General features: G+C 56.0%; 24 protein-coding genes. 16 read left to right on the plus strand and 8 right to left on the minus strand.

The annotated features are described in order from the left end of the window. Window positions 1-23 precede the first annotated feature (23 nt). Window positions 24-2,345: a Tex family protein gene (locus tag RTM06_RS07355; protein ID WP_409455793.1), complete on the minus strand. Its 2,322-nt coding sequence runs from the start codon at window positions 2,343-2,345 to the stop codon at window positions 24-26. 192 nt (window positions 2,346-2,537) lie between these two features. On the opposite strand from RTM06_RS07355, the gene greB reads away from it, so the two are divergent. After that, window positions 2,538-3,026 (plus strand): transcription elongation factor GreB, encoded by a 489-nt coding sequence (gene greB, locus RTM06_RS07360; protein ID WP_256697685.1) that lies wholly within the window; start codon window positions 2,538-2,540, stop codon window positions 3,024-3,026. Window positions 3,027-3,092: 66 nt separating this feature from the next. Here the strand turns inward: greB and yjbE are convergent, their stop codons facing one another. Continuing rightward, window positions 3,093-3,335: an exopolysaccharide production protein YjbE gene (yjbE, locus tag RTM06_RS07365; RefSeq protein WP_256697683.1), complete on the minus strand. Its 243-nt coding sequence runs from the start codon at window positions 3,333-3,335 to the stop codon at window positions 3,093-3,095. A gap of 500 nt (window positions 3,336-3,835) precedes the next feature. On the opposite strand from yjbE, the gene ompR reads away from it, so the two are divergent. Together ompR and envZ are read left to right on the plus strand one after the other, a co-directional pair. Continuing rightward, a complete protein-coding gene (ompR, locus tag RTM06_RS07370; RefSeq protein ID WP_001157751.1) occupies window positions 3,836-4,555 on the plus strand; it encodes a two-component system response regulator OmpR in 720 nt (239 codons plus the stop codon). After that, window positions 4,552-5,916 carry a two-component system sensor histidine kinase EnvZ gene (gene envZ / locus RTM06_RS07375; protein WP_256697681.1) on the plus strand — a complete coding sequence of 455 codons (1,365 nt, stop codon included), beginning with the start codon at window positions 4,552-4,554 and terminating at the stop codon, window positions 5,914-5,916. Before ompR ends, envZ begins: the two co-directional genes overlap by 4 nt. A gap of 36 nt (window positions 5,917-5,952) precedes the next feature. Here envZ and pckA read toward each other — a convergent pair whose 3' ends face one another. The 5 genes from pckA to RTM06_RS07400 all read right to left on the minus strand — a co-directional run bounded on the left by pckA (window position 5,953) and on the right by RTM06_RS07400 (window position 12,026). Beyond that, window positions 5,953-7,572, minus strand: coding sequence for a phosphoenolpyruvate carboxykinase (ATP) (pckA, locus tag RTM06_RS07380; protein WP_293795401.1), 1,620 nt, complete (start codon window positions 7,570-7,572; stop codon window positions 5,953-5,955). Between the two features lie 274 nt (window positions 7,573-7,846). Then, the gene (gene hslO, locus RTM06_RS07385) at window positions 7,847-8,719 is read right to left on the minus strand and encodes an Hsp33 family molecular chaperone HslO (RefSeq protein WP_312181060.1); all 873 of its coding nucleotides are present in this window, start codon (window positions 8,717-8,719) and stop codon (window positions 7,847-7,849) included. Window positions 8,720-8,742: 23 nt separating this feature from the next. Next, window positions 8,743-9,144 (minus strand): ribosome-associated heat shock protein Hsp15, encoded by a 402-nt coding sequence (gene hslR / locus RTM06_RS07390; protein WP_256697676.1) that lies wholly within the window; start codon window positions 9,142-9,144, stop codon window positions 8,743-8,745. A gap of 18 nt (window positions 9,145-9,162) precedes the next feature. Then, window positions 9,163-9,831 carry a GMP/IMP nucleotidase gene (gene yrfG / locus RTM06_RS07395; RefSeq protein ID WP_312181062.1) on the minus strand — a complete coding sequence of 223 codons (669 nt, stop codon included), beginning with the start codon at window positions 9,829-9,831 and terminating at the stop codon, window positions 9,163-9,165. Window positions 9,832-9,884: 53 nt separating this feature from the next. Next, window positions 9,885-12,026 (minus strand): intracellular growth attenuator family protein, encoded by a 2,142-nt coding sequence (locus tag RTM06_RS07400; RefSeq protein WP_312181064.1) that lies wholly within the window; start codon window positions 12,024-12,026, stop codon window positions 9,885-9,887. A gap of 397 nt (window positions 12,027-12,423) precedes the next feature. Here RTM06_RS07400 and nudE point away from each other — a divergent pair, with 397 nt between their 5' ends. Then, window positions 12,424-12,990 (plus strand): ADP compounds hydrolase NudE, encoded by a 567-nt coding sequence (gene nudE / locus RTM06_RS07405; protein ID WP_101762674.1) that lies wholly within the window; start codon window positions 12,424-12,426, stop codon window positions 12,988-12,990. Window positions 12,991-13,041: 51 nt separating this feature from the next. Here the strand turns inward: nudE and mrcA are convergent, their stop codons facing one another. Then, entirely contained in the window at window positions 13,042-15,588 is a 2,547-nt protein-coding gene (gene mrcA, locus RTM06_RS07410; RefSeq protein ID WP_256697668.1) for a peptidoglycan glycosyltransferase/peptidoglycan DD-transpeptidase MrcA, read from the minus strand. A gap of 149 nt (window positions 15,589-15,737) precedes the next feature. Here mrcA and pilM point away from each other — a divergent pair, with 149 nt between their 5' ends. The 12 genes from pilM to trpS all read left to right on the plus strand — a co-directional run bounded on the left by pilM (window position 15,738) and on the right by trpS (window position 25,716). Continuing rightward, window positions 15,738-16,547, plus strand: coding sequence for a pilus assembly protein PilM (gene pilM, locus RTM06_RS07415; RefSeq protein ID WP_312181114.1), 810 nt, complete (start codon window positions 15,738-15,740; stop codon window positions 16,545-16,547). Further along, on the plus strand, window positions 16,547-17,089 hold the full coding sequence (locus RTM06_RS07420) for a PilN domain-containing protein (protein WP_312181067.1): 543 nt from the start codon (window positions 16,547-16,549) through the stop codon (window positions 17,087-17,089). Before pilM ends, RTM06_RS07420 begins: the two co-directional genes overlap by 1 nt. Continuing rightward, window positions 17,082-17,576: a hypothetical protein gene (locus tag RTM06_RS07425; protein WP_312181069.1), complete on the plus strand. Its 495-nt coding sequence runs from the start codon at window positions 17,082-17,084 to the stop codon at window positions 17,574-17,576. The genes RTM06_RS07420 and RTM06_RS07425 overlap by 8 nt, the downstream gene beginning before the upstream one ends. Further along, window positions 17,566-17,943, plus strand: a complete 378-nt coding sequence (locus tag RTM06_RS07430) for a HofP DNA utilization family protein (RefSeq protein WP_256697664.1) — start codon at window positions 17,566-17,568, stop codon at window positions 17,941-17,943. Before RTM06_RS07425 ends, RTM06_RS07430 begins: the two co-directional genes overlap by 11 nt. After that, window positions 17,888-19,147 carry a DNA uptake porin HofQ gene (hofQ, locus tag RTM06_RS07435; RefSeq protein ID WP_312181071.1) on the plus strand — a complete coding sequence of 420 codons (1,260 nt, stop codon included), beginning with the start codon at window positions 17,888-17,890 and terminating at the stop codon, window positions 19,145-19,147. The genes RTM06_RS07430 and hofQ overlap by 56 nt, the downstream gene beginning before the upstream one ends. A 481-nt stretch (window positions 19,148-19,628) precedes the next feature. After that, complete coding sequence (gene aroK / locus RTM06_RS07440) at window positions 19,629-20,150, plus strand: shikimate kinase AroK (protein WP_008107887.1); 522 nt, start codon at window positions 19,629-19,631, stop codon at window positions 20,148-20,150. Between the two features lie 39 nt (window positions 20,151-20,189). Then, entirely contained in the window at window positions 20,190-21,278 is a 1,089-nt protein-coding gene (gene aroB / locus RTM06_RS07445; protein ID WP_256697662.1) for a 3-dehydroquinate synthase, read from the plus strand. Window positions 21,279-21,339: 61 nt separating this feature from the next. Further along, window positions 21,340-22,377 (plus strand): SPOR domain-containing protein, encoded by a 1,038-nt coding sequence (locus tag RTM06_RS07450; protein WP_256697660.1) that lies wholly within the window; start codon window positions 21,340-21,342, stop codon window positions 22,375-22,377. Between the two features lie 96 nt (window positions 22,378-22,473). After that, complete coding sequence (gene dam, locus RTM06_RS07455; RefSeq protein ID WP_312181074.1) at window positions 22,474-23,286, plus strand: adenine-specific DNA-methyltransferase; 813 nt, start codon at window positions 22,474-22,476, stop codon at window positions 23,284-23,286. Window positions 23,287-23,351: 65 nt separating this feature from the next. Continuing rightward, on the plus strand, window positions 23,352-24,035 hold the full coding sequence (gene rpe, locus RTM06_RS07460) for a ribulose-phosphate 3-epimerase (protein WP_008107883.1): 684 nt from the start codon (window positions 23,352-23,354) through the stop codon (window positions 24,033-24,035). Next, a complete protein-coding gene (locus RTM06_RS07465) occupies window positions 24,019-24,696 on the plus strand; it encodes a phosphoglycolate phosphatase (protein ID WP_061719727.1) in 678 nt (225 codons plus the stop codon). The genes rpe and RTM06_RS07465 overlap by 17 nt, the downstream gene beginning before the upstream one ends. 15 nt (window positions 24,697-24,711) lie before the next feature. After that, window positions 24,712-25,716 (plus strand): tryptophan--tRNA ligase, encoded by a 1,005-nt coding sequence (trpS, locus tag RTM06_RS07470; RefSeq protein ID WP_154194058.1) that lies wholly within the window; start codon window positions 24,712-24,714, stop codon window positions 25,714-25,716. Window positions 25,717-25,749: the final 33 nt, after the last annotated feature.

The following is a 25,749-nucleotide window of genomic DNA, read 5'->3' on the forward strand; positions in this document are numbered from 1 at the left end:
CTCCGCGCGTTTAAGGCAGGAACTTAACGCTTTTTGAAGGCGGCGGCGAGCGCATCACCCATGGCGCTGTTGCCCGCCGGAGCGCTGGCCGGTTTGCCACGGCCTTTGTAATTGGCCGCCGGACGCGTGTTCTCTTTACTGGCATTGCGGCTGCCGCGCGCATTGCTTTCACCGGGCTGCTCATCCAGACGCATGGTGAGCGCAATACGCTTACGCTGCATATCCACTTCCATCACCTTCACTTTGACGATATCGCCCGCCTTCACCACCTGATGCGGATCTTCAACGAACTTGTCGGAAAGGGAAGAGATGTGCACCAAACCATCCTGATGCACGCCGATATCGACGAAAGCACCGAAGTTGGTGACGTTGGTGACGGCGCCTTCCAGCACCATGCCCGGCAGCAGATCGTTAAGCGTTTCCACGCCTTCAGCAAATTGCGCGGTTTTAAACTCCGGACGCGGATCGCGGCCTGGTTTTTCCAGCTCTTTGATGATGTCTGTGACCGTTGGCAAGCCGAAGCGCTCATCGGTGAAGTCGCGTGCATTCAAGTCGCGCAGACCGCCTGGATTGCCCATCAACTCATTCAGCGCCTGTTCGGTGGCGGCGAGAATGCGCTCGACCAGCGGATAGGCTTCCGGGTGCACGGTTGAGGCATCCAGCGGGTTATCGCCGTGATTGATGCGCAGGAAGCCCGCGCACTGCTCAAAGGCTTTCGGCCCAAGACGGCTTACCTTCAGCAGCTGCTGACGGTTCTGGAAGCGGCCATTTTCATCGCGCCAGCTGACAATATTCTGCGCCATCATGCGGGTTAAACCGGCCACGCGGGTGAGCAGCGCCACAGATGCGGTGTTGAGATCGACACCGACGGCGTTCACGCAGTCTTCCACCACCGCATCCAGCTTCTTCGCCAGCTGGCTTTGGCTGACGTCGTGCTGATATTGGCCTACGCCGATCGATTTCGGGTCGATCTTCACCAGCTCGGCGAGCGGGTCCTGCAGGCGACGTGCGATGGAAACCGCGCCACGAATCGACACGTCGAGATCCGGGAACTCCAGCGCCGCCAGCTCAGATGCGGAATAGACCGATGCACCGGCTTCGCTGACAATCACTTTCTGCGCGTTGATTTGCGGGAACTGCTTCTGCACGTCGAGGAAGAAACGCTCGGTCTCGCGCGAGGCGGTGCCGTTACCAATCGCCACCAGTTCAACCTGATGTTTCGCGCACAGCGCGGCCACGGCCGTCGCCGCTTTCGCCGCCTGACCAGTATGCGGGTAAATAGTATCGGTCGCGACCAGCTTGCCGGTGGCATCCACCACGGCAACTTTTACGCCGGTACGCAAGCCCGGATCGAGGCCCATGGTGGCGCGCATGCCGGCAGGCGCGGCCATCAGCAGATCGTGCAGGTTACGGGCAAACACGTTGATGGCTTCATCTTCGGCGCGTTCACGAATAGTGCCCATCAATTCGGTTTCGAGGTGCAGCAGCACTTTGATGCGCCAGGTCCAGCTCACCACCGCTTTACGCCAGCTATCCGCCGGTGCGTTATTCAGGCGCAGCTTGAGGTGTTCGGCAATCAGCGTTTCGCCATAGCTTTCACGTGGGGCTTCGTCGAACTGCGGATCGGCATTCAGCGACACCTGCAGCACGCCTTCGTTGCGGCCACGGAACATCGCCAGCGCACGGTGCGACGGGACGCCGCTCAGCGCTTCGTGGTGATCGAAGTAGTCGCGGAATTTCGCGCCTTCTTCCTCTTTACCTTCCACCACGCGTGCTACCACATGCGCGTTCTTCCACAGATATTCACGCACTTTCGCCAGCAGCGTGGCGTCTTCGGCAAAGCGCTCCATCAGGATATAGCGCGCGCCATCCAGCGCAGCGCGCACGTCGGCGACACCTTTGTCGGCATCAACGTAGCTGGCGGCCAGCTGCTCGGGATCCTGCGATGGGTCCTGCCACAGCGTGTCGGCCAGCGGTTCCAGACCGGCTTCAATAGCGATCTGTCCGCGCGTACGGCGCTTCTGTTTGTACGGCAGGTAAAGGTCTTCCAGCTCGGTTTTATTCAGCGTGCTGTTGATGGCGGTGGCGAGTTCAGGCGTGAGTTTGCCCTGTTCGTCGATGGATTTCAGAATCGACTGGCGACGATCGTCCAGCTCGCGCAGGTAACTCAGACGGCTCTCCAGCAAACGCAGCTGGGTGTCATCGAGTCCGCCGGTCACTTCCTTACGATAACGTGCGATAAACGGCACGGTGTTCCCTTCATCAAGTAAGCGAACGGCAGCATCAACCTGGTCGGCGCGTGCCTTCAGCTCGCCTGCGATAATCTGGCTCAGTGAATCTTTCATCATCATTAACAATGCTTACACAGGGTTGGAAATAGCGGACAGTTATACGGAATGAGGCCGAAAATTGCCAGCCGGGGGCCCGTGAATCCGTCTTTTTCTGAATGCAGCGCGCGCAATCTTGCTGATGGTCAATCGGTCGCTTATTGTTAGCCTCTTTGCTGCGAAGAACCGCCGTCACCACGAGTTGAAGTCATGAAAACCCAACTGATTACCCGCGAAGGCTATAACAAGCTGCGTGCCGAACACGACCATTTGTGGAATGAAAAGCGTCCGGAAGTGACCAAAATCGTCTCATGGGCGGCCAGCCTCGGCGATCGCTCTGAAAACGCCGATTACACCTACAACAAGCGTCTGCTGCGCCAGATCGATCGCCGGGTGCGCTATCTGCGCAAATGCCTCGCCGATCTGAAAATTGTGGATTACGCGCCGCAGCAGGAGGGCAAAGTGTTCTTTGGTGCCTGGGTGCGAGTGGAGAATGAGCAGGGCGATGTGAAGCGCTTCCGCATTGTTGGCCCGGATGAAATTTATGGCGAGACGATGAAAGAGTACATCTCAATTGATTCGCCGATGGCGCGCGCGCTGATCAAGAAAGAAGTGGATGACGAAGTGGTGGTCAACACGCCGGAAGGGCAGAAGTTGTGGTTCGTTAACAGCATTGAATATGTGAAAGAGACGCCATAGCGGGGCGTTATGAATGGTCTGCTAAGGGTGAAGCGGTCGCCACGAATGGCGACCCTGCGATTGACATTATTTACCGGCTTGGGTTGCGGTGGTGGTTGAGGTGCCGCTGCCGCCTTTATCGCCGCCGCCCATGGTCGCCAGCGCCACGCCGAGCAGTGCGCCCACGGCGCCAACACCGATCGCGTCAGAGTTGCCCTTCGCCGTGGTGGATGCTTGCGCGCCAGCTGCTTCGCCTGCACTGGTCGCCGCCTGAACCTGAGTGAAGCTGGTCAGTACCAGTGCGCCCAGCAGAATTAGGTTTTTTTTCATTTTTCTCTCTCCACATGAACTCAATAGCCGCAGTGTCAGAGATCGCGTGGTGAGAAGAAAGGGCTGTTTATTGCCTGATTTATCAGCCTTTATTTAATTCTGGTCTTGTTTGTTTTCGTCGTGGAATTGTTCCGAGAGCAGTTGCGGGGCCGAAAGCGAAATCACGGGATTTTATGCTGTCCTCCGCACACTGAAAGCGTATTCCACACCATCACCTTAAGCCAAATCGCCCTGAGCGCCTCTCTGGCGGCGGGATTTTTTGTCATGAACCAGTAACAGAAAGAAAATGCGCCAAATTTTCAGATAAGCGCTAAGCGGCTTGAAAGCACAGATAAAAAACGCGAAGCGAAGCGCATTTCAGGGCTAAAAATAAATATAAGCTGCTGTTTAATATGCTTTGTAACAATTTCGGCTAGAATATAAACCATTAATGACTGTCACACTGAGGCCTCTTTTTTTAACAATATTGGCTCAGGCAATGGCGCCTTTGGGAGTTGAACATGCAAGAGAACTACAAAATTCTGGTCGTCGATGATGATATGCGTTTGCGTGCGTTGCTGGAGCGCTATCTCACCGAGCAGGGCTTTCAGGTGCGTAGCGTTGCCAACGCCGAGCAAATGGATCGACTGTTAACCCGCGAATCCTTCCACTTGATGGTGCTTGATTTGATGTTGCCGGGCGAAGATGGTTTGTCTATCTGCCGCCGTTTGCGCAGTCAAAGCAACCCGATGCCGATTATCATGGTCACCGCGAAAGGCGAGGAAGTGGATCGTATCGTCGGTCTGGAAATCGGCGCGGATGACTACATTCCAAAACCGTTTAACCCGCGTGAGTTGCTGGCGCGTATTCGTGCCGTATTGCGTCGTCAGGCCAATGAGCTGCCAGGCGCGCCATCGCAGGAAGAAGCGGTTATCGCTTTCGGTAAGTTCAAGCTGAACCTCGGCACCCGCGAGATGTTCCGTGAAGATGAGCCAATGCCGCTGACCAGCGGTGAGTTTGCCGTGCTGAAAGCGCTGGTCAGCCATCCGCGTGAGCCGTTATCGCGCGATAAGCTGATGAACCTGGCACGTGGTCGTGAATACAGCGCCATGGAACGCTCCATCGACGTACAGATTTCGCGTCTGCGCCGCATGGTGGAAGAAGATCCGGCGCATCCACGTTACATTCAGACCGTTTGGGGTCTTGGCTACGTATTCGTTCCGGACGGCAGCAAAGCATGAGGCGATTGCGCTTCTCACCCCGCAGTTCGTTTGCCCGCACCCTGTTATTGATTGTTACCTTGCTGTTCGTCAGCCTGGTAACAACCTATTTGGTGGTGCTCAATTTCGCCATTCTTCCCAGCTTGCAGCAGTTCAATAAGGTCCTCGCGTACGAAGTGCGTATGTTGATGACCGATCGGCTGCAGCTGGAAGATGGAACGCAGTTGGAAGTGCCGCCAGCCTTCCGACGCGAAATTTATCGTGAGCTGGGCATCTCGTTGTATACCAACGCGGCGGCGGAAGAGAGCGGTTTGCGCTGGGCGCAACATTACGAATTCCTCAGTGAGCAGATGGGCCAGCAGCTGGGCGGTCCCACCGATGTCCGTGTCGAGGTGAATAAAAACTCGCCGGTGGTGTGGCTGAAAACCTGGCTGTCGCCGGATATCTGGGTGCGCGTGCCGCTCACCGAAATCCATCAGGGCGACTTCTCACCGCTGTTCCGCTACACGCTGGCGATTATGCTGCTGGCGATTGGCGGCGCCTGGCTGTTTATCCGTATTCAGAACCGACCCTTGGTGGATCTGGAGCATGCGGCGTTACAGGTTGGTAAAGGCATTATTCCGCCGCCGCTACGTGAATATGGCGCGTCGGAAGTGCGTTCGGTGACGCGGGCGTTTAACCAGATGGCGGCCGGTGTGAAGCAGTTGGCTGACGATCGTACCTTGCTGATGGCGGGGGTCAGCCATGACTTGCGTACGCCGTTAACGCGTATTCGTCTCGCTACTGAGATGATGGGCGAGCAGGATGGTTATCTGGCGGAGTCGATCAACAAAGATATCGAAGAGTGCAACGCGATCATCGAGCAGTTCATCGATTATCTGCGTACCGGTCAGGAGATGCAGACCGAACGCGCCGACCTGAACAGCGTGCTGGGCGAAGTGGTGGCGGCAGAGAGCGGCTACGAGCGTGAAATTGAGAACGCGGTGATGTCCGAGGAGTTGATGCTGGATATCAACCCGCTATCCATCAAGCGCGCGCTGGCGAATCTGGTGGTCAACGCAGCGCGTTATGGCAACGGATGGATTAAGGTCAGCAGCGGCAAGGAGCTGAACCGCGCGTGGTTCCAGGTGGAAGATGATGGTCCGGGCATCGAGCCGGATCAGCTGCAGCATCTGTTCCAGCCGTTTGTGCGCGGCGACAGCGCGCGCAGCACCAGCGGCACCGGCCTCGGTTTAGCGATTGTGCAGCGTATTATCGATGCGCATGAAGGTTCATTGGAGATTGGTGATAGCGATCGCGGCGGATTACGGATTCGCGCCTGGTTGCCGATTCCGGAAGGTAATAGCAGTACGGCGGTGGTGAGTATTAATCATAGTGCGTGATACCCGGCGGGCATTTATGCCCACCGGGTTTTCACATCACAACTGCGGACCCGCCTGAACTAGCGCTTTACCCGCATCGTTATCGGTATACTTCTCAAAGTTCGTAATAAAGCGCTGCGCCAGATCCTGCGCGGCATGCTGCCAGGCCGCTTCTGTCGGCCAGCTGCGGCGCGGATCGAGAATCGCGCTATCCACCTGCGGCAGAACTTTAGGCATCTGCAGGTTGAACACCGGCAAGGTTTCAGTCTCAACCTCATCCAGCTCACCGGCCAGAATCGCGTTGATGATGGCGCGCGTGTCTTTCAACGAAATGCGCTTACCGCTGCCGTTCCAGCCGGTATTCACCAGATACGCCTGCGCACCTGCCGCTTCCATCCGCTTCACCAGCACGTCGGAATATTGCGTGGGGTGCAGCGTCAGGAACGCCGCGCCGAAACAGGCGGAGAAGGTGGGCGTTGGCTGCGTAACGCCGCGCTCGGTACCGGCCAGTTTGGCGGTAAAGCCAGACAGGAAGTGATATTGCGTCTGTTCCGGCGTTAAGCGTGAAACCGGCGGCAGTACGCCAAAGGCATCAGCGGTGAGGAAAATCACCCGCTTCGCGTGGCCCGCTTTGGACACCGGCTGCACGATGTTTTCGATATGCTCAATCGGATACGAGACGCGGGTGTTCTCGGTCTTGCTGCCGTCCGCATAATCCACGCTGCCATCGGCGCGCACCACCACGTTTTCCAGCAGCGCATCGCGACGAATCGCGCGGTAGATTTCCGGCTCCGCCTGCTCAGACAAGTTGATGGTTTTGGCGTAGCAGCCACCTTCAAAGTTGAACACGCCATCGTCATCCCAGCCGTGTTCGTCATCGCCAATCAGCTGGCGATCCGGATCGGTGGACAAAGTGGTTTTGCCGGTGCCGGACAGGCCGAAGAACACCGCTACATCGCCCGCTTTACCGACGTTAGCCGAACAGTGCATCGAAGCGATGCCTTTCAGCGGCAGCAGGTAGTTCATGATGGCGAACAGACCTTTCTTCATTTCGCCGCCGTACCAGGTGCCGCCAATCAGCTGCATGCGTTCGGTCAGGTTGAAGGCGACGAAGTTCTCGGAGTGCAGACCTTGCGCCTGCCAGTCTGGATTGGTGCACTGCGCGGCGTTCATCACCACGAAATCCGGTTTGAAGTCAGCCAATTCGGCTTCGCTCGGGCGGATAAACATGTTTTTAACGAAGTGCGCCTGCCAGGCCACTTCCATCACGAAGCGCACGCTGAGGCGCGTGTCGGGATTGGCACCGCAGAACGCATCGATCACAAACAGACGTTTGCCGGAAAGCTGCTGGGTGCAGCGATCTTTCAACGCCTGCCAGGTTTCCTGTGACAGCGGCTGGTTATCATTCTTGCCGTTGCCGACATCGTTCCACCACAGCGTGTCGCGCGTGGTGTCGTCCCGAACGATGTACTTATCTTTTGGCGAGCGACCCGTGAAGATGCCGGTATCCACGGCAATAGCACCGCTCTGCGTCAGAATGCCTCGCGCATAACCTTCCAGCTCTGGGCGAGTTTCTTCCTGAAACAGGGTGTCGAAATCAGGGTTATACACCACTTCGGTGGTGCCGCTGATGCCCATAGAGGCGAGGTCTTGCGATGTCAGGCCGTTAACGCGCATGTGACTGCTCCTTTAATCGGTATCTGTTACTGCATATTTTTTATGGGGTGATTCTGCTGCCTGCCTGCATAGCCACGCAGGGCAGATCGCGCGCAGTGTACTCTTCTGAGCACGGCGGAAAAGAGAAGATAGTCAGAAATGCGAGCTGGAACGTGACAAGTAGAGAAATCTGCCACTTATGAAACTAAAGTCAGCGTTATTTAGCTAATAACCGTGATAAATGATAGGGATACGTTCAGCAGGAAAGCGGGCGGATGAACCGCCCGGCAGATAATTAATGCACTTGATCGCTGTTGTTGGTTGGCGCGTTGCGAAGGGCGGCAATATCCACCGCATCGAACACGTAATGCGAATTGCAATAGTCGCAGTTCATGTCGATTTCGCCATCCTCTTCGAGGATTTCGTTTACTTCTTCCACTGGTAGCGTGCTCAGCACTTCGCCACAGCGCTCGCGTGAACAGGTGCACTTAAAGCTCACCGGCGTTGGGTCAAACACCGTGGCTTCTTCCTGATGGTACAGACGCCACAATACGTCGGTGGCGGGCAATTCGATTAACTCTTCGCTCTTCACGGTTTCGGTCAGCGTAGCGAGGTGATTGAAATCATCGAGGCTCGGCTCTTGCGCTGGCAGCACCTGCAGCAGAATACCGGCTGCGCCTTTGTCGCTGGTGCGAATAAACAGGCGCGTTGGCAGCTGCTCAGAACGCATGAAGTAATCTTCCAGACAACCCGCCAGCGTATCCGCTTCCAGGCCAACCACGCCTTGATAGCGCTCGCCTTTCTCTGGCGAGATGGTGATCACCAGATAGCCGTTGCCGACCATCTCTTTCAGGCTGCTGCCCGGTGCGATCTCCGCGTTTTCTTGCACGCGCGCCACGCCACGCAACTCCTGACGGTTATTACCGTTGATCACCGCCAGCGTCAGCGGACCGTCGCCCTGCAGCTGCACCGTGATATCACCGTCAAACTTCAGCGTTGCCGTCAGCAGGCTGGTGGCCACCAGCAGCTCGCCCAGCAAAGTTTTTACCGGCTCAACGTAGTCGTGATTTTCGACGATTTCACGCCAGGTTTCGGTCACATTTACCAGCTGGCCGCGCACGGCGACGTTTTCGAACAGGTAACGGTGCAGTTGATCGTTTGTAGACATAGTGTTTCTCTCGTTGGGGCGCGTTATTTATCGCCCGACAATTTAAATTTCATCAGATCGCGGCGCTCTTTTTTATCCGGGCGGCGATCGGGGTGCGGCATAGTTAAGGAATTCATCTTGCGCGCCAGTGCGGTTTTCTCACGCTTGTCGATGCTGGCGGCGGTTTCGGCATACAGCGCTTGCGCTTCACTTGCGGGACGACGTTGATCGGTCACTGCGGTAATCACCACCGTGCGCTCATCGTTGCCCTGACGCAGCGTTAATTCGGCATTCAGCTCCACCAGTTTGCTTGGCTTGCTGCGCTGGCCGTTGTAGTGCACTTTGCCGCCTTCAATCATTTCTCGGGCGATGGCACGCGTTTTATAGAACCGAGCGGCCCACAGCCATTTATCGAGGCGCACGCCTTCGCTCACTTTCTCTTTCATGGTATTGCGGCTCCTGCTTTAACGCAGCGTCTCACACAATTGACGATAATCACGTACCGCCGGATGACGCTGGAAAGATTGATCGGGCCGACCGGAATCCGGATTGCTGACGCCTAAGCACCAGCGAATGCCCCAACTTGTCGCTGCATCCAGAATCGCTTCGCTGTCATCAATGAATAGCGTGCGCGCGCTGTCAAACGCAGTATGTTGCTGAACGGCCTGCCAGAGACGCGGATCCTCTTTCGGATATCCAAAGGTATGGGTGGAAAGTAATAAATCAAGGTGGGCAGCCAATCCGGTCTGCGCCAGTTTCACATCCAGATTGTAGGGATGCGCATTGGTCAGCAGAATGGTGCGTTTACCTGCGGCACGCAGCGCCTGCAACAGCGGCAGCGTATCTTCACGCATCGCCGCAAGGTGGCGCTTTTCCCACGTCATGGCGCGAATATCCAGCGCCAGCTCCTGCGACCAGTAATCAAGACAATACCAGTTTAGCGTATGCACCACGGCCTGATACTTCTGCTCAATCAGCTGATGCGCTTCGCCCAGCGTGATGGCGCGTTCGCGGCTCAGGGTTTCCGGCACGTGTTCCAGCCAGAAGTGGCGGTCGAAAGCGAGATCGAGCAAGGTGCCGTCCATATCCAGCAGCACGGTATCAATCTCTGACCAGTTAAGCGTAACCTGCATTTTCTTTCTCGCCGCAAAAAAGTGGGCGACAGGGTAGCACAGAAGGGAAGGGCTCAGAACAGCGAGCGCACGCTCTGCATAGTGTTCAGATTGTGGTTGAAGCACTTGTCATAATACTGCTGAATTTCCGCCATGCGCAGGCGATTACGATGAATACGACGCAGCGCCAGCAAGCCGTTGATCACCGCGCTGGCAATCAGCACCAGCATCAACAGCGCGGTACCCAAATAGCGCCACTGCGCCATGGCATCCGGCTCGTTATGCAGTGCGATGTGGCGTGTGCCATTGGCATCGGTGGTAATGCTGGTGATGATGCCGCTGGCGGCGAACGGCGTGTGCAGCAGCATGCCGGACATGCGCTGCAGTTCGCGCCATTGTGAAGGTGCATCAAGATCAAACAGCGCGATCGACGGTTGCGGCTGCGTCACCATCTGACGACCTTCATCACTGACAATCAGGAAGCCACCCGGCGGCGGGCTGTTAAGGTTTTCCGCCGCGCGACGCGTTTCACGCGCGAAGAAGCTGGACGTGGCGGTGTTCACCAGATTTTCCAGCGCTTCGGCACTCACCGGACGCAGCAGCACGTTCATGCCATTCAGCTTGCCGGAATCCGCGCGGTGAATCAGTGAATCCCAATCTTTGGCGTTGCCGAGATTCACCAGCGCATTTTTCAGGCGTACACAATCCTGCTGCTGGCTGCACAAATCCTGGGTTTTCAGCACCAAATCGGAGAAGTCATCCAGCAGAATCATGCCGGATTTTTGAATCGCCGAGGCCAGCTGCGGGTTGAGTTTGGGATCGGTATTAGTTTCCGGATGCAGCTGGCGCGTGGTGGTGTCGAGCAGCGCCGAGGCTTTATCGATGATGTCCGATTGCGGCTGTGGCAGCGGCGCGGCGTTATTCCAGTAAATCGCCGAGCAGTCGAACGGCATGTAAGCGTAGCTGCGATTACTTTGGTAATTGCCCGGTACCGAACACATGCCGGTGCCAGCCACTTTCAGGCTGTCGCCGATGTGCAGCGGCAGCGCATTCAGCTTATCCACGCTATTCACTTCGATGCTCTCGGTGCCTTTGACCCACGCAAGGCTGAGTTTGATCGGCATGCTGAGAGGAATCCAGGTGAACAGCATCACCAGCACCAGCAGCGAACCGCATGCCAGCACCAGATTTTTACGCCAGCGCTGCACCGGGAAGTTGCGTACTTCGTCCTGCAGCGACAGGAAACGACCCTGACGCACCACCTGACGATTGAGATACATCTCGACGTCGGTGGTCTGGCCTAAATCGTGTGCGACATATGGCTGCCAGTGTGCGGGATAGATTAAATCGATAATACCCAGCGAGATGTTGCTCTGCTCCTGATTGGATTCACCAAACAAGCCCCAGCGCTTAGGCGCACCGCGCAGGCAATGCACATCACGTAAGCCGTTGGCGCCCGGGAAGCGATAGAGGAACCACAGGCTGACGGCGATCATCAGGCAGCCGAGCAGGGCAATCCAGCCCATCAGGCTGCCGGGCAACACCAGACTCAGGAAGAACAGCAGGAACGCGAAACAGATGACGACCGCTTCACGCGTGCCGTCGGCGCGTGACAGTTGATACTCTTCCGAGGTCTCTTTGCGTACCTGCAGCAGCTCAACGTTTTCGCTCTCTTCTTTGCGAATCGACGCGTTAGTGGATATCGGACGCACCAGCGGCGGCAGCGCAGGTTGTTCCACGGCGTAATTCACCAGCGAATGGCCGTTGAGTGAAATCACCAGCGGCAGCGTTTGCGTGCGGATCAGCTCTACGTAGTTCTCTTCGGCGATGTACTGTTCCCACAACGGCGGCAGATGCACTTCGACTTCATCGAGGTAGTAGCGCCATTTCTGCGGATCGTCGGTAGAGAGGCCGTAGCGGGTGATGGAGCGGGTGACAGGATAAACATTGTTGCTTTGCGCGGTGAGCGTCAGCGCTTCAGTTTCGCGCGACTTCTTTGCCGAGCGTGCGCTGCTGTGTTGCTGCTGCTTGGCAATCAGCGCGATGTACTTTTCAACGGCAGTGCGTTCTTCGTCGGTGAGCTTGCGATTAGGCGGACTGATAAACGGCAGCGGTTTCGCCAACGGCGGACGATGCCGCATAGCGTACCAATAGCCGATACCTGCTAAGAGGGAACAGGCGAGCATGACAGCCATAATGACAATATAAGTGCTCATGCTTTGCTCAATCCAGCCAAAAAACTGCCTTCACGTTAACGATTTACTCCCGGTGAATCCATCAATACAAGTCAATTTTGGCGAGCAGATGTCATTCTGACAAGGGAAAAGTCAGATAAAATAACGCGCAAAATCATTTAATTATAGTTTGTTAGATTATTCCTCAACGGGATGTTAACCAGACATGACTCAATTAAATATCGGTATTTTCTGAATTTAACAACACACCGTTGACTTATTGTGAATTTCTAACTGCATAGATAACAAGAAGTTGTTAGCAGCCGTAAGTGAATATGTGTCACCATAGTTTACTTACGCTGCGTGTCGCACAATAGTTCTGGCTTCGGTATGCTGGCGTCATCACGTTTCACAGGGTTGTGCTAAGTTTGAGGCTGATATGAAAACCCCAATGAAAAAACCTGACATCCTCAATGTGGCAGCGGTGGCCCGCTCCCGCCTGTTCACTATCGAAGCGGTCGATCTCGCTTTCAGTAATGGCGCACGCCGCGTTTATGAACGCATGAAACCCTCCGATCGTGAAGCAGTGATGATTGTGCCGATTATTGGCGATGACGTGATCCTGATTCAGGAGTACGCCGTCGGTCTGGAAAGTTACGAACTGGGCTTTCCAAAAGGGCTGATCGATCCCGGCGAAAGCGCCTTTGAAGCGGCCGATCGTGAACTGAAAGAAGAAGCGGGATTTGGTGCCACCAAACTTGAAGCGCTGGGCAAGCTGACCATGGCGCCCTCATATTTCTCCAGCAAGATGAACATTGTGGTGGCGGAAGGGTTGTACGAAGAGAAGCTGGAAGGTGATGAGCCGGAGCCGCTGATCGTCCATCGTTGGCCGCTGAATAATCTGCTGGCGCTGCTGGATGAACCGGACTTCCGCGAAGCGCGTAACGTCAGTGCGCTGTTTATGGTGCGCGAGTGGCTGGTGAAGCAGGGCCGTTTAAGCTACTAAATTTCATCATGCTATAAAAAAGAAAGCCGGCAAATTTGCCGGCTTTTTTGATCAGAACAGTTCGTGGCTTTGGCCGTTGTCCATGATGGTGGTCCCCACATCATGCACCGAATACTCCGTCGGCTGCGTGCCGTTGATGAAGTACTCCTGACGCGAGTTGCCGCCATTGGCCAACTTGCCGGTGCCGCGATCGATGTTAACGGTGACCACGCCATCTGGCGGTGTCAGCGGCTGCACCGGCACGCCTTCCAGCGCGGATTTCATATAGTCATCCCATGCTGGCTGCGCACTCTTCGCGCCGCCCTCGTAACCGGAGATCTGATCCGGAATCGCGCCTGACATGGTTGAGCGACCCAGCGCGCGTGAATCATCGAAACCAATCCACACTGATGTCACCACGCCCGGACCGTAACCGGAGAACCACGCATCTTTTGAGCTGTTGGTGGTACCGGTTTTGCCGCCGATATCATTACGCTTCAGGTCACGACCGGCACGCCAGCCCGTCCCCATCCAGCCCGGCTCGCCGAAGATGTTGGTGTTCAGCGCGCTCTTGATCAGGAATGACAGCGGCGTGTTGATCACGTGCGGGGCATACTGCTGCTCGCCACCCGGCTGCGGTTGGGCAGGAACTTGCTCCAGCTCCGGCTGCGGCACGGTTTGGTTCTGCGATTGATCGGAAGTCGCGACATTCTCGACGCTCTCTTCGTTCAGCGCGACCGACTTTTTGGTATCGCCATAGATTACCGGCAAGTTGCACTGCGGACAGGCAATTTTCGGTTTCTCTTCAAAGATCACGCCGCCTTGTTCGTTCTCAATCTTAGTGATGAAGTACGGATCAACCAGGAAGCCGCCGTTCGCCATCACCGCGTAGCCGCGAACCACCTGCATTGGGGTAAAGGACGCCGCGCCTAAGGCTAACGATTCGGTATGCACGATGTTCTGCGCCGGGAAGCCGAAACGCTGCAGATATTCCGCCGCATAATCCACACCCATCGCACGCATCGCACGCACCATCACCACGTTTTTCGACTCGCCTAAGCCCTGACGCAAACGGATTGGGCCCGCATAAGTAGGCGGTGAGTTCTTCGGACGCCAGTCGGCACCTGCACCGGCATCCCAGCGCGAAATCGGTACGTCGTTGAGAATCGATGCCAGCGTTAAACCGCGATCCATTGCTGCGGTATACAGGAATGGCTTGATGTTGGAGCCCACCTGGCGCAATGCCTGGGTCGCGCGGTTAAACATGCTTTGGTTAAAGTCGAAACCGCCGACCAGTGCGCGCACCGCACCATCTTCTGGGTTGAGTGACACCAGCGCGGAGTTCACCGCCGGAACCTGGCCGAGCCACCAGTCGTCATTCACTTTGCGCACCCAAATCTGCTGACCGGCTTGCAACACCTGCGTCACGCTGCGCGGCGTTGGGCCTTGCAGCGTGTCAGATTTGTAAGCACGCGCCCAGCGTACGCCCGCCATATTCAGCGTGACGCTGCTGCCATCTTTCAGCATTGCTGTGGCTTGATCGGCGCTGGCGCTGGTGATCACCGCAGCATTCAGCGGTCCGTAAGTCGGCAGATTTTTTAGCGCGTTCTGGATGCGGGTTTGATCCCAGCTCGCTTCGCCCACTTTCCACAGCACATTGGTCGGGCCACGATAGCCGTGGCGCATGTCGTACGCCATCACATTGTTTCGCACCGCCTGCTGTGCCGCTTCCTGCAGATGACGAGTGACGGTGGTGTAAACCTTGTAGCCATCTTCATAAGCGCGGTCGCCGTAACGCTTCACCATCTCCTGACGCACCATTTCACTTAAGTAAGGTGCAGAGAAGGCGATTTCCGGACCGTGATAGCTGGCCGCCAGCGGCGTGTTGCGCGCGTCGTCATATTGCTGCTGCGTGATGTAGTTTTGATCCAGCATACGGGCCAGCACCACATTGCGACGCGCCAGCGCACGCGTATGAGAATAGAGCGGGTTGAAGGTCGAAGGGGCTTTCGGCAATCCTGCAATCATCGCCATTTCACTCAGCGACAGTTGATCAATAGGTTTACCAAAATAGACCTGCGCCGCCGCGCCCACGCCGTACGCGCGATAGCCGAGATAAATCTTGTTGAGATAGAGCTCAAGAATTTCATCTTTGCTCAGCAGCTGTTCGATACGGATCGCGAGGAACGCTTCCTTAATCTTACGCATCAAGGTGCGTTCCGGGCTGAGGAAGAAGTTACGCGCCAACTGCTGAGTAATGGTACTGGCGCCCTGCGAGGCGTGACCGGACATCAGCGCAATGCTGGCTGCACGGAAAATCCCCACAGGGTCGACACCGTGATGCTCGTAGAAACGGCTATCTTCGGTGGCAATAAACGCTTTGATTAACTCAGGCGGCATCTGTTTCAGAGTCAGCGGGACACGGCGCTTCTCACCGTATTGGGCGATCAGATCGCCATCCGCGCTGTAAACCTGCATAGGAGTTTGCAGGCGCACATCTTTCAATGTGTTCACATCAGGCAGCTGCGGCTCTATGTATTTGTACAAACCATAAACCGTGCCGGCTCCCAGCAAAATGCAACACACTGCAAGGATCAATAAATACTTTACGAACTTCACCTGAGAATTCCCATCTGTTGTCGTTTGAGCAGTTTATAAGCAACCGCGCGGTAGTATAAAGACAAGCCTGACGCTTTGATATACCCGCCATAATTGAAGTTGGCCGGGTATTGGAGCTCATTACCTTCAATGATAAGGAGATCATGCGTATGGCTTTTCAGCGCTGGCAAATTGGACTGGACATCCAAAACGGGCAACTGTGCGCCCTTGGCATCGAACGTCGACGTCATGGTTGGCAGTTGCGACACTGGTGGCAACAAACGCTGCCGCAAGATACGTTAAGAAACGGCGTGCTGCAAACCACGCCTGCGTTACTGGATATGTTAGGGCGCTGGCAGCGCCATCTGCCGAAACGCTATTCACTGCGCGTTGGCCTGCCGCCGCAGTTGGTATTGCAACGTACTTTGCCCATGCCGGAAACCTCGCTGCGTGAACCCGCGCTAGGGCGCTATGTAGCGGCTTCCGCACAGCGCCTGTTTCCCGTCGAGCCTGCTTCGCTGTCGCTGGATTATCGCTCGCCGGGCAAGGATGCTTCGCTGTGCGTCACCGCCGCGCGGCGCGAGGTGATTGCGCAATGGCTGACGCCGCTCAAGCAGGCCGGTCTGCGCCCGGACGTGTTCGAACTGAGCAGTCTGGCACTGACGCAGATCGCCATGCGCCTGCCGTTACGCCACAACCAGTTATTGATTCATCCGCTTAGCGATCACTGGCTGTGGACGCTGGCGGGCGAAAGCACCACTTCAGGCGCGGCCACCGAACCTCTCACCCTCTCGCAGCTGCGCGAAACCTTCCCGCAGATGGAAAGCGTATTCTGCACCTCAAACCAGGTGTTGCCCGAGGAGCAGGTTAAACGCTGTAAACCGTTTTCACTGCTGCATTATCTGCAACCGCCGCTGCCCACGCAGGAAGGTATTTTTGCCATCGCGCTTGGGCTGGCGCTGCGCCCGGAGGATGTCTGATGCTGGCGGTTAACCTGCTTCCCTGGCGCATTCAGCAATCGCAGCGGCGGCGCCAGCAGAGCATCTCGCTGCTCTTACTTACGCTGGCGGTGACTTTGCTCATCCTCTCATTGCTGTGGTGGCGCGGTGTCAGTGCGCGGCAGAAACAGACGAACGCGCTGATGGAAATTACTTATCTGCTCAATGCGCTGCAGCAACAGCTGGAACAGCAGCAATCGCTGTTGCAGCTGCGTGAATCACTACTTAAGGCGCAGCAGGAACAGCTGCAGCGGCAAGAGCAGCATCAGCGCTGGCAGCATTTTTGGCAGCAACTGCCGCAGTTGATGCCTGACACCTTGTGGCTGAATCGCCTCGAGCGACGGCAAGGGCAACTGGTGCTGGAAGGGCAGGCGCAGAGCATGGCGGCAGTCAGTGATTTCCGTCGTCAGCTCATCACCCAGCCGCTGTTCAGCAGCGTAAAGCAGGGCGGCGTGAAGCGCGAGGCGGGCGGCGACTATCGCTTCGCTTTACATGCGCGTGTGCAGGAGGCGACAGATGAATGAATTCCTGCAGCGCTGGCTGATGCTAACGCTACCGCTGCGTATGGTGTGGCTGCTGATGTTATCGCTGCTGCTGTTTGCGCTGACGTGGATTGTGCTGCTTCGGCCGCAGCAGCAGATGCATGAAGCGCAAGTGCGGCAGCTGGAACAGATGCTGCAACAGCAGCAACAGCGGCTAAAGCAACTGGCTTCACTTCCGGCGATTGATGCCTTGCAGATCGAGATTAGCCAGCTTCAGCAACCCACGAAAGATGCGGGTAATCAGCAAACGCTGGAGCGAATCGTGGCGGCGCGCGGCAGCCAGCTGGAAGCCTGGCATCCGGATAGTCAGCCGCAACAGCTGCAGTTAAAGCTGATCTGGCCGCAATTTCTGCCGCTGTTTAGCGAATTAGCCAACACCCGATTACCGGTGCCACAACGCTTTCAGCTGCACGCCGAGCAGGGCGTATTGAACACGCAACTTTGGCTGGAGAGTGACGATGCGGAGTAGCGCATTACTGTTATTGCTCTGTAGCTCGCTGGCGTTGGCGCGTGACCCTTTTCAGCCGCTGGCAGAAACGCTGTGTCAGGCGCAGGTTGCTGCTCCAGAAGGCTGGCGTTTGCAGGGCATTATTGGCACGGCGCCGCACTACGTGGCGTGGCTGGTATCGCCACAAGGCAAAAGCCATCGGCTGAAAGATCAAGCGCCTTTCCCCCAGCCGCCCTGGCAGGTCGTGCAGCTTACGTCGCGCACGCTGGTGCTGAGTGCGGCACAAAGCTGCACACCACAGCAAATCACATGGGTAATAAAAGGAGGTTTTTATGAAATGGATGACGTTACTGATGCTGCTGTGTCTGAGCATGCCGCTGCGCGCTAATAACGACCGCTTAAGCCTGACGTTTGATGATGCGCCGGTTGAACGTATTTTGCAGGCGCTGGCCGATTATCAACAGACCAACCTGCTGATTGCGCCAGGCGTTGAAGGTCGGTTATCGCTGCGCTTAGACAATGTTGGCTGGGATCGCGCGCTCGCGTTGGTAATGAAGTTAGCAAAACTCACCGTGGTGCAGGAAGAGGGCGTTTTGCTGGTCTACCCGGAAAGCTGGCAGCAGTTACAGGTGCAACAGGAAAAGGAGGAACGCGAGGAGGAAAAACAGCAAACGCCGCTGGAGCAACAAACTGTGACACTGCATTACGCCAGCGCCAGCGATATTTATCGCAGTCTGCAAGCCGAGCGTTCTTTGATGACGCCGCGCGGCAGCGTCACGGTCGATAGCCGCACCAACAGTTTGCTGCTGCGCGACACGGCTGAGGCGCTGCGTGACACCGAACGCTGGTTAAAAGCGCTGGATGTACCGCTCGAGCAGGTTGAGCTCACCGCGCACATCGTCACCATCAATGAAGAGCATCTGCGTGAGCTGGGCGTGAACTGGGGCACGTCACCGGCAGAAGTGGTGACGCAGGCGCTTCGCAACCCGTTGCTTGAGATCCCACTGGCGGTGAGCAATCCGGCGTTTCGCGCTGGCGTGACGTTGGGCCAGGTCAGCGGCGAATTGCTCAACCTCGAGCTGAGCGCGCTGGAGCAGGAGAATCAAATCGAAATCATCGCAAGTCCGCGCTTGTTTACCTCGCATCAGCAAACCGCCAGCATCAAGCAGGGCACGGAAATCCCTTATGAGGTGAAATCAGGCAACAGCGGTGCGACGGCCATTGAATTTAAGGAAGCGGTGTTGGGCATGGAGGTGACGCCAGTGGTGCTGGGAAATGGCCGCATCCAGCTCAAATTGCGGCTGAGCCAGAACTTGCCGGGACGCAGTCTAAATATTGGTGACAATCAGGTGCTGAGTATTGATAAGCAGGAGATCGAGACTCAGGTAACGCTGCGCGATGGCGAAACCTTAGCGCTGGGCGGCATTTTCCAGCAGCAGCGTTCGCTGAGCGAAAAACGTGTGCCCGGGCTTGGCGATCTGCCGTTACTGGGCAATTTGTTCCGTCAGCAAACCGATGAGCAGAAGAAAAAGGAGCTGGTGATCTTTATTACTCCCCGACTGGTCAGGGAAGCAGCGCTTACTGCCGGATAAAGCGGAAAATTCGCTCTGTGAGGCCAACTGCGTTGACGCAGGGCTGGAATTAGCTTACAAGGTTTAGCGATTTTCAAAACGGTGTAACGGAACGCGGCAGAATAACCTTCCGAATGACGTTGGTCACAAGCGATACTGACGTCAAAAGAAATATCTCCAAAATAATTCGAGCTCCAGTAAGACGTTAAATGAGTGAATGCACTGTGCTTACATCGGTAAGCGATTACAGTGGATGACCCCGGCCAGCGTGCCTGTAGCACGAAATATAGCGGATTAGCGGAGGTGCGTTACCGTCTCGCGAACCACAGACCGGTCCTGTTAAGAGGTCGCCGGGGGCAATTTATTCGGTTGCCAAACGGCCATGAGTGTTGAGATAATTTTCCGTCTGACTCTTGTTAACGCTCATGAGGTCTCAGTTCCTGTCCCGCCAGCTACGCTGAACGCGGGGTATCATCAACGAATTCTTAGTAATACCGATAAAATGGCAGAGAAACGCAATATCTTTCTGGTTGGGCCGATGGGTGCCGGCAAAAGCACTATTGGTCGTCAGTTGGCTCAGCAACTCAATATGGAATTTTTCGATTCCGATCAGGAAATTGAGCGACGCACCGGAGCGGATGTAGGCTGGGTATTTGATGTGGAAGGCGAAGAAGGCTTCCGCGATCGTGAAGAAAAGATCATTAATGAGCTGACCGAGAAGCAAGGCATTGTCCTCGCGACCGGTGGCGGCTCAGTCAAATCCCGCGAGACCCGTAATCGTCTCTCCGCCCGCGGTGTGGTCGTATACCTTGAAACCACCATCGAAAAGCAACTTGCTCGAACCCAGCGTGATAAAAAGCGTCCGCTGTTGCAGGTTGAATCACCGCCGCGCGAAGTACTGGAAGCGCTAGCTGGTGAACGTAATCCGCTTTATGAAGAGATCGCTGATGTCACTATTCGCACTGACGATCAGAGTGCAAAAGTGGTGGCCAATCAGATCATCAACATGCTGGAAAAGAACTAATCCAGCGCCCTGAGGGCTCAGCAATAGGTATCGGTCATCATGGAGAAGATCACTGTCTCACTCGGGGATCGCAGTTACCCCATCACCATCGCTGCCGGACTGTTTAACGATCCGGCTTCTTTTTGGCCGCTCAAAGCAGGCGACAATGCCATGCTGGTGACAAACCAGACCCTGGCGCCGATCTATCTTGAATCACTGTCAGCGCTGCTCAGCAATGCCGGCATTAAGGTAGATCAGGTCATTTTGCCTGATGGTGAGCAGTACAAAACGCTGGCGGTGATGGACGAGGTATTCACCGCGCTGCTGAAAAAGCCGCACGGTCGTGATACCACGTTGATTGCACTGGGTGGTGGCGTGATTGGTGACTTGACCGGCTTTGCTGCGGCCAGCTATCAGCGTGGCGTGCGCTTTATTCAGGTGCCGACCACGTTGTTGTCTCAGGTTGACTCCTCCGTCGGTGGAAAAACCGCGGTTAACCATCCACTCGGCAAAAACATGATTGGGGCGTTTTATCAGCCCGCGTCTGTCGTGGTGGATACCCTTTGCCTGGCCACTCTGCCACCGCGCGAATTAGCGTCCGGTCTGGCGGAAGTGATCAAATACGGCATTATCCTTGATGGCGAATTCTTCCAGTGGCTGGAGCAGAACCTTGATGCTCTGCTGGCGCTGGATGAAACAGCCCTGGCTTACTGCATCCGTCGCTGCTGCGAGTTGAAAGCAGAAGTGGTTGCGGCTGATGAACGCGAAACTGGCGTACGTGCACTGCTCAATCTGGGCCATACTTTTGGTCATGCGATTGAAGCACACATGGGCTACGGCAACTGGCTGCACGGCGAAGCAGTGTCAGCTGGCATGGTGATGGCCGCACGTACCGCTGAACGTTTAGGGCAGTTCACCTCTGCTGAAACCGATCGCATTATCGCGCTGCTACTGCGTGCTGGTTTGCCTGTACATGGCCCAGCGAGCATGGCGGCGGAAGATTATTTGCCACACATGATGCGCGATAAGAAAGTGCTGGCGGGCGAGCTGCGTCTGGTGCTGCCTCTCGCTATTGGCCGCTCTGAAGTGCGTGGCGGTGTGGCACATGATATGGTGCTGGCAGCAATCAACGATTGCCAGAAACCCTGATTATTAGAAGTGAGTGGTGATGCGGCGTGTGGGAAGCGCGTCGTTTTACGGAGGAGGCTAAATGGATGAGTTCAAACCGGAAGACGAGTTAAAACCTGACGCCAGTGACCGCCGTCCGACGCGGCCACGCAAATCGTCTTCTGCGCCGAAAGTGAAAGTACCGGTTTCTCGTCAACATATGATGATGGGCATTGGTATTTTGGTTCTGCTGTTGGTGGTGCTGGGGATTGGTTCAGCATTAACCGGGCCAGACGAGAAGAAACCTGCAAACAATACCGCAAATAACGGCGCGGCACCTTCTGCCGGTGGCAGCGAAAAGAATATCGACCTTTCGGGATCGACGTCCATGAGCGGCCAGCAAAACGCCACGCCTTCTGCTGATGGCAGCGCACCGCAAAACACAGCGGGCACGGCTGCACCAGCGAGTAGCGACGGCCAATCCATCTCGATGCCATCAGTCTCCTCTACGCCGACGCAAGCTGCGCCTGTGGATACGCCAGCCAATCAGCAGCGTGTCACGCTGCCGGGCGATCTGAATACTGCGCTGAACAATCAGCAAGGTTCTGTCGATGCCGCAGCGCAAGGCGCGCAGGGTAATAGCTCGTTGCCAACCGCACCGGCCACGGTTAGCGGCAACGGTAAAGCGATTACGCCGCCAGCCATGCGTTCAGAGACCCCCGCGCGCACCAGCAACAGCGGTACACGCGAGACGCACGCGTCGACGCCGCACAAAACAGCGGCCGCCACTAAACCGGCACCCGTGAAAGAGAACAACACCCGCACCACCGCGACGCGTAATTCCGCACCTGCCAGTTCGAGCGGTGCCAGTAAATCGCTGCCTTCGGGCGGAAACTACACGCTGCAGTTAAGTGGCGCGTCGAAAGAAGAGAGCCTGAACGCCTGGGCGAGAAAACAGAACCTGAGCGGTTATCACGTGTATAAAACCACGCGTAACGGCGAGCCTTGGTATGTGTTAGTGAGCGGTGCTTACGCCACGCCAGCCGATGCGAAACGCGCCGTGGCATCGCTGCCAGCGGAAGTACGAGCAGCTAATCCATGGGTAAAACCGCTTAGCCAGGTGAAGAAAGAAAGTCAGTAATTGATGTGGGGCCGTAAACATGCGGCCCCGTTTAAAGCGCAGAGCTGCTGTCGGTTCCACCACAGCCAATAATTAAGATGTAATAACCACGACAGCATGAAAAAAAATCGCGCTTTCCTGAAATGGGCCGGAGGAAAATACCCGCTCCTTGATGACATCCGTCGTCATTTGCCACAAGGTGATTGTCTAATCGAACCCTTTGTCGGCGCCGGTTCCGTGTTCCTCAACACCGATTATGACCGCTATCACCTGGCGGACATCAACGGTGATCTCATCAATCTGTATAACATTGTCAAAACGCGTACTGCGGCTTTCATAGAAGACGCGCGTCAGCTCTTCAACGCTGAAGGCAACACGGCAGAAACCTACTATGCGCAGCGCATCGCCTTTAATGCGAGCAAAGATGAATATCAGCGCGCGGTGCTGTTTCTGTATCTCAATCGCCACGGTTATAACGGTCTGTGCCGCTACAATTTGCGCGGTGAGTTTAACGTGCCATTTGGTCGTTATCGCAAGCCGTACTTCCCGGAAGCGGAGCTGTTGTGGTTTGCCGAACGGGCGCAAAAAGCGACCTTTGTCTGTGAATCGTACGATGTTACTCTGAACAACGCCGTTGAAGGCTCAGTGGTTTATTGCGATCCGCCGTATGCACCGCTCTCGGCGACAGCGAATTTTACCGCTTACCACACCAACAGTTTTAGTCTGCGCGAGCAGCAGCATCTGGCGGAACTGGCCAATCAGCTGGCGCAGCAAAACCGCATCCCGGTACTGATTTCAAATCACGATACGCTGCTCACGCGTGAGTGGTATCAGAATGCGGATTTACACGTAGTCAAAGCCCGGCGTTCCATCAGCCGAAGCATAAGTGGTCGCACGCAAGTCGACGAACTGCTGGCGCTTTTCCGCTAGCTTGTTTCGTCCGCGACCAAGGCATTACGCCAGCTCAGGCTGGCGCACAAAATTGGGAGAATCGGATGAAACAATTTTTACTGGCCCCTTCAATTCTGGCTGCTGACTTCGCGCGCTTGGGTGAAGACACCGCCAAAGCGCTGGCGGCAGGTGGTGATGTGGTCCATTTCGATGTGATGGATAACCACTACGTTCCCAATCTGACGATGGGGCCGATGGTGCTGAAAGCGCTGCGCGATTACGGCATCACTGCACCTATTGATGTGCATCTGATGGTTAAACCTGTGGATGCATTGATCCCGGAATTCGCGAAAGCCGGCGCCACCTTCATCACTTTCCACCCGGAAGCCAGCGAGCATGTTGATCGCACGCTGCAGCTGATCAAAGAGCACGGCTGCAAAGCGGGTCTGGTATTCAACCCTGCGACGCCGCTCGACTACCTCGACTATGTAATGGATAAGCTGGATATCATTCTGCTGATGTCGGTGAACCCAGGCTTCGGCGGTCAATCCTTCATTCCTGGTACGCTCGACAAACTGCGTCAGGCGCGTCGCCTGATTGATGAGAGTGGCTACAACATCCGTCTGGAAGTGGATGGCGGCGTGAAGATCGATAACATCGGCCAGATTGCTGCCGCCGGTGCCGATATGTTTGTGGCCGGTTCGGCGATCTTTGGTCATCCGGATTACAAAAAAGTGATCGATGAGATGCGTGGCGAACTGGAGAAAGTTAATGGCTCATTTCACTGATATCCGCGCGCTGGCGTTTGATCTCGACGGTACGCTGGTTGATAGCGCGCCCGGTTTGTCACAAGCCATCGATCATGCCTTGAGCGATCTGCAGCTGCCGCCGCCGGGTTTGGCATTGGCCTCGACCTGGATTGGTAACGGCGCCGACGTGATGATGACCCGCGCGCTGACCTGGGCGCTGGGACGCGAGCCGCATGCCGAAGAGCAACGCGATGCACGTGCGCTATTTGATAAGTATTACGCGCAAACGGTGGAAGCGGGCAGCACGCTGTTCCCGCAGGTGAAAGAGACGCTGGCGGCCTTGCAGGCGAAAGGTCTACCGCTGGCGATCGTCACCAACAAGCCCACGCCGTTTGTGGCGCCGCTGTTGAAGTCGCTCGGAATTGCCGAGTACTTCACGCAGATTATCGGCGGTGATGACGTGATTGTGAAAAAGCCCCATCCGGCAGCCATTTTCCTCGTCCTTGGTCATTTTGGCGTGCTTCCGGGACAATTGCTGTTTGTCGGCGATTCCCGCAATGATATTCTCGCGGCCCAGGCGGCAGGCGTACCGAACATCGGTATGACATTTGGCTACAACTACGGTGAGCCGATTGCGACAAGCCAACCCGATTTAACTCTCGACTCTTTTGACGAACTTTTGCCCGCTATCGGGCTGTGATTATCAGGACATAACATGAGCAAACCCATCGTTTTCAGCGGCGCCCAGCCTTCCGGTGAACTGACCATTGGCAACTATATGGGTGCGCTGCGTCAGTGGGTGCAGATGCAGGATGATTTCCACTGCATTTACTGCATCGTCGATCTGCACGCCATCACCGTACGTCAGGATCCCACCGCGCTGCGTAAAGCTACGCTGGATACCTTAGCGCTCTATCTTGCCTGCGGCATCGACCCGGCGAAAAGCACCATCTTTGTTCAGTCGCACGTGCCAGAGCATGCGCAGCTGAGCTGGGTGCTGAACTGTTACGCCTATTTCGGCGAACTGAGCCGCATGACGCAGTTCAAAGATAAATCCGCGCGCTACTCGGAAAACATCACCGCCGGCCTGTTTGATTATCCGGTGCTGATGGCGGCCGATATCCTGCTGTATCAAACCAATCAGGTGCCGGTTGGCGAAGATCAGAAGCAGCATCTGGAGCTGAGCCGCGATATCGCCCAGCGTTTTAATGCGCTGTATGGCGATGTGTTCAAAGTGCCTGAACCGTTCATTCCGAAATCGGGTGCACGCGTGATGTCACTGCTTGAGCCGACCAAGAAAATGTCCAAGTCAGACGACAACCGTAACAACGTGATTGGTCTGCTGGAAGACACCAAAGCGGTAGTGAAGAAGATCAAACGCGCGGTGACTGATTCCGCCGAGCCGCCAGTGGTGCGCTACGACGTTAAAGAGAAAGCCGGTGTTTCTAACCTGCTGGATATTCTCGCGGGCGTGACCGGTAAAAGCATTGCGCAGTTGGAGCAAGAGTTTGAAGGCAAAATGTACGGCCACCTGAAAGGTGAAGTGGCTGAAGCGGTTTCAGGCATGCTGACCGAACTGCAGGAGCGTTATCATCGTTTTCGTAACGATGAAGAGCTGCTGAATCAGGTGATGCGTGATGGCGCAGCGAAAGCCCGCGCCCATGCGCAGGAAACGCTGAAGAAAGTGTACGAAGCGGTAGGCTTTGTCGCACAGCCGTAAGCGGCTAGCGGGATAGAACAGAACGGCGGGTCA

The organism is Pantoea sp. CTOTU46764 (genome assembly GCF_031974595.1).
Taxonomy (GTDB): domain Bacteria; phylum Pseudomonadota; class Gammaproteobacteria; order Enterobacterales; family Enterobacteriaceae; genus Pantoea; species Pantoea trifolii.

What these genes read in the sequence shown, in the direction of transcription:
- ompR (WP_001157751.1), top strand. Translation starts at nt 3,836, where the DNA reads ATGCAAGAGAACTACAAAATTCTGGTCGTCGATGATGATATGCGTTTG.
- trpS (WP_154194058.1), top strand. Translation starts at nt 24,712, where the DNA reads ATGAGCAAACCCATCGTTTTCAGCGGCGCCCAGCCTTCCGGTGAACTG.
- greB (WP_256697685.1), top strand. Translation starts at nt 2,538, where the DNA reads ATGAAAACCCAACTGATTACCCGCGAAGGCTATAACAAGCTGCGTGCC.
- RTM06_RS07400 (WP_312181064.1), bottom strand. Translation starts at nt 12,026, where the DNA reads ATGAGCACTTATATTGTCATTATGGCTGTCATGCTCGCCTGTTCCCTC.
- yjbE (WP_256697683.1), bottom strand. Translation starts at nt 3,335, where the DNA reads ATGAAAAAAAACCTAATTCTGCTGGGCGCACTGGTACTGACCAGCTTC.
- RTM06_RS07355 (WP_409455793.1), bottom strand. Translation starts at nt 2,345, where the DNA reads ATGAAAGATTCACTGAGCCAGATTATCGCAGGCGAGCTGAAGGCACGC.
- RTM06_RS07420 (WP_312181067.1), top strand. Translation starts at nt 16,547, where the DNA reads ATGCTGGCGGTTAACCTGCTTCCCTGGCGCATTCAGCAATCGCAGCGG.
- pckA (WP_293795401.1), bottom strand. Translation starts at nt 7,572, where the DNA reads ATGCGCGTTAACGGCCTGACATCGCAAGACCTCGCCTCTATGGGCATC.
- aroK (WP_008107887.1), top strand. Translation starts at nt 19,629, where the DNA reads ATGGCAGAGAAACGCAATATCTTTCTGGTTGGGCCGATGGGTGCCGGC.
- dam (WP_312181074.1), top strand. Translation starts at nt 22,474, where the DNA reads ATGAAAAAAAATCGCGCTTTCCTGAAATGGGCCGGAGGAAAATACCCG.
- nudE (WP_101762674.1), top strand. Translation starts at nt 12,424, where the DNA reads ATGAAAACCCCAATGAAAAAACCTGACATCCTCAATGTGGCAGCGGTG.
- RTM06_RS07465 (WP_061719727.1), top strand. Translation starts at nt 24,019, where the DNA reads ATGGCTCATTTCACTGATATCCGCGCGCTGGCGTTTGATCTCGACGGT.
- pilM (WP_312181114.1), top strand. Translation starts at nt 15,738, where the DNA reads ATGGCTTTTCAGCGCTGGCAAATTGGACTGGACATCCAAAACGGGCAA.
- RTM06_RS07430 (WP_256697664.1), top strand. Translation starts at nt 17,566, where the DNA reads ATGCGGAGTAGCGCATTACTGTTATTGCTCTGTAGCTCGCTGGCGTTG.
- aroB (WP_256697662.1), top strand. Translation starts at nt 20,190, where the DNA reads ATGGAGAAGATCACTGTCTCACTCGGGGATCGCAGTTACCCCATCACC.
- yrfG (WP_312181062.1), bottom strand. Translation starts at nt 9,831, where the DNA reads ATGCAGGTTACGCTTAACTGGTCAGAGATTGATACCGTGCTGCTGGAT.
- hslR (WP_256697676.1), bottom strand. Translation starts at nt 9,144, where the DNA reads ATGAAAGAGAAAGTGAGCGAAGGCGTGCGCCTCGATAAATGGCTGTGG.
- envZ (WP_256697681.1), top strand. Translation starts at nt 4,552, where the DNA reads ATGAGGCGATTGCGCTTCTCACCCCGCAGTTCGTTTGCCCGCACCCTG.
- RTM06_RS07450 (WP_256697660.1), top strand. Translation starts at nt 21,340, where the DNA reads ATGGATGAGTTCAAACCGGAAGACGAGTTAAAACCTGACGCCAGTGAC.
- hslO (WP_312181060.1), bottom strand. Translation starts at nt 8,719, where the DNA reads ATGTCTACAAACGATCAACTGCACCGTTACCTGTTCGAAAACGTCGCC.
- rpe (WP_008107883.1), top strand. Translation starts at nt 23,352, where the DNA reads ATGAAACAATTTTTACTGGCCCCTTCAATTCTGGCTGCTGACTTCGCG.
- hofQ (WP_312181071.1), top strand. Translation starts at nt 17,888, where the DNA reads ATGAAATGGATGACGTTACTGATGCTGCTGTGTCTGAGCATGCCGCTG.
- RTM06_RS07425 (WP_312181069.1), top strand. Translation starts at nt 17,082, where the DNA reads ATGAATGAATTCCTGCAGCGCTGGCTGATGCTAACGCTACCGCTGCGT.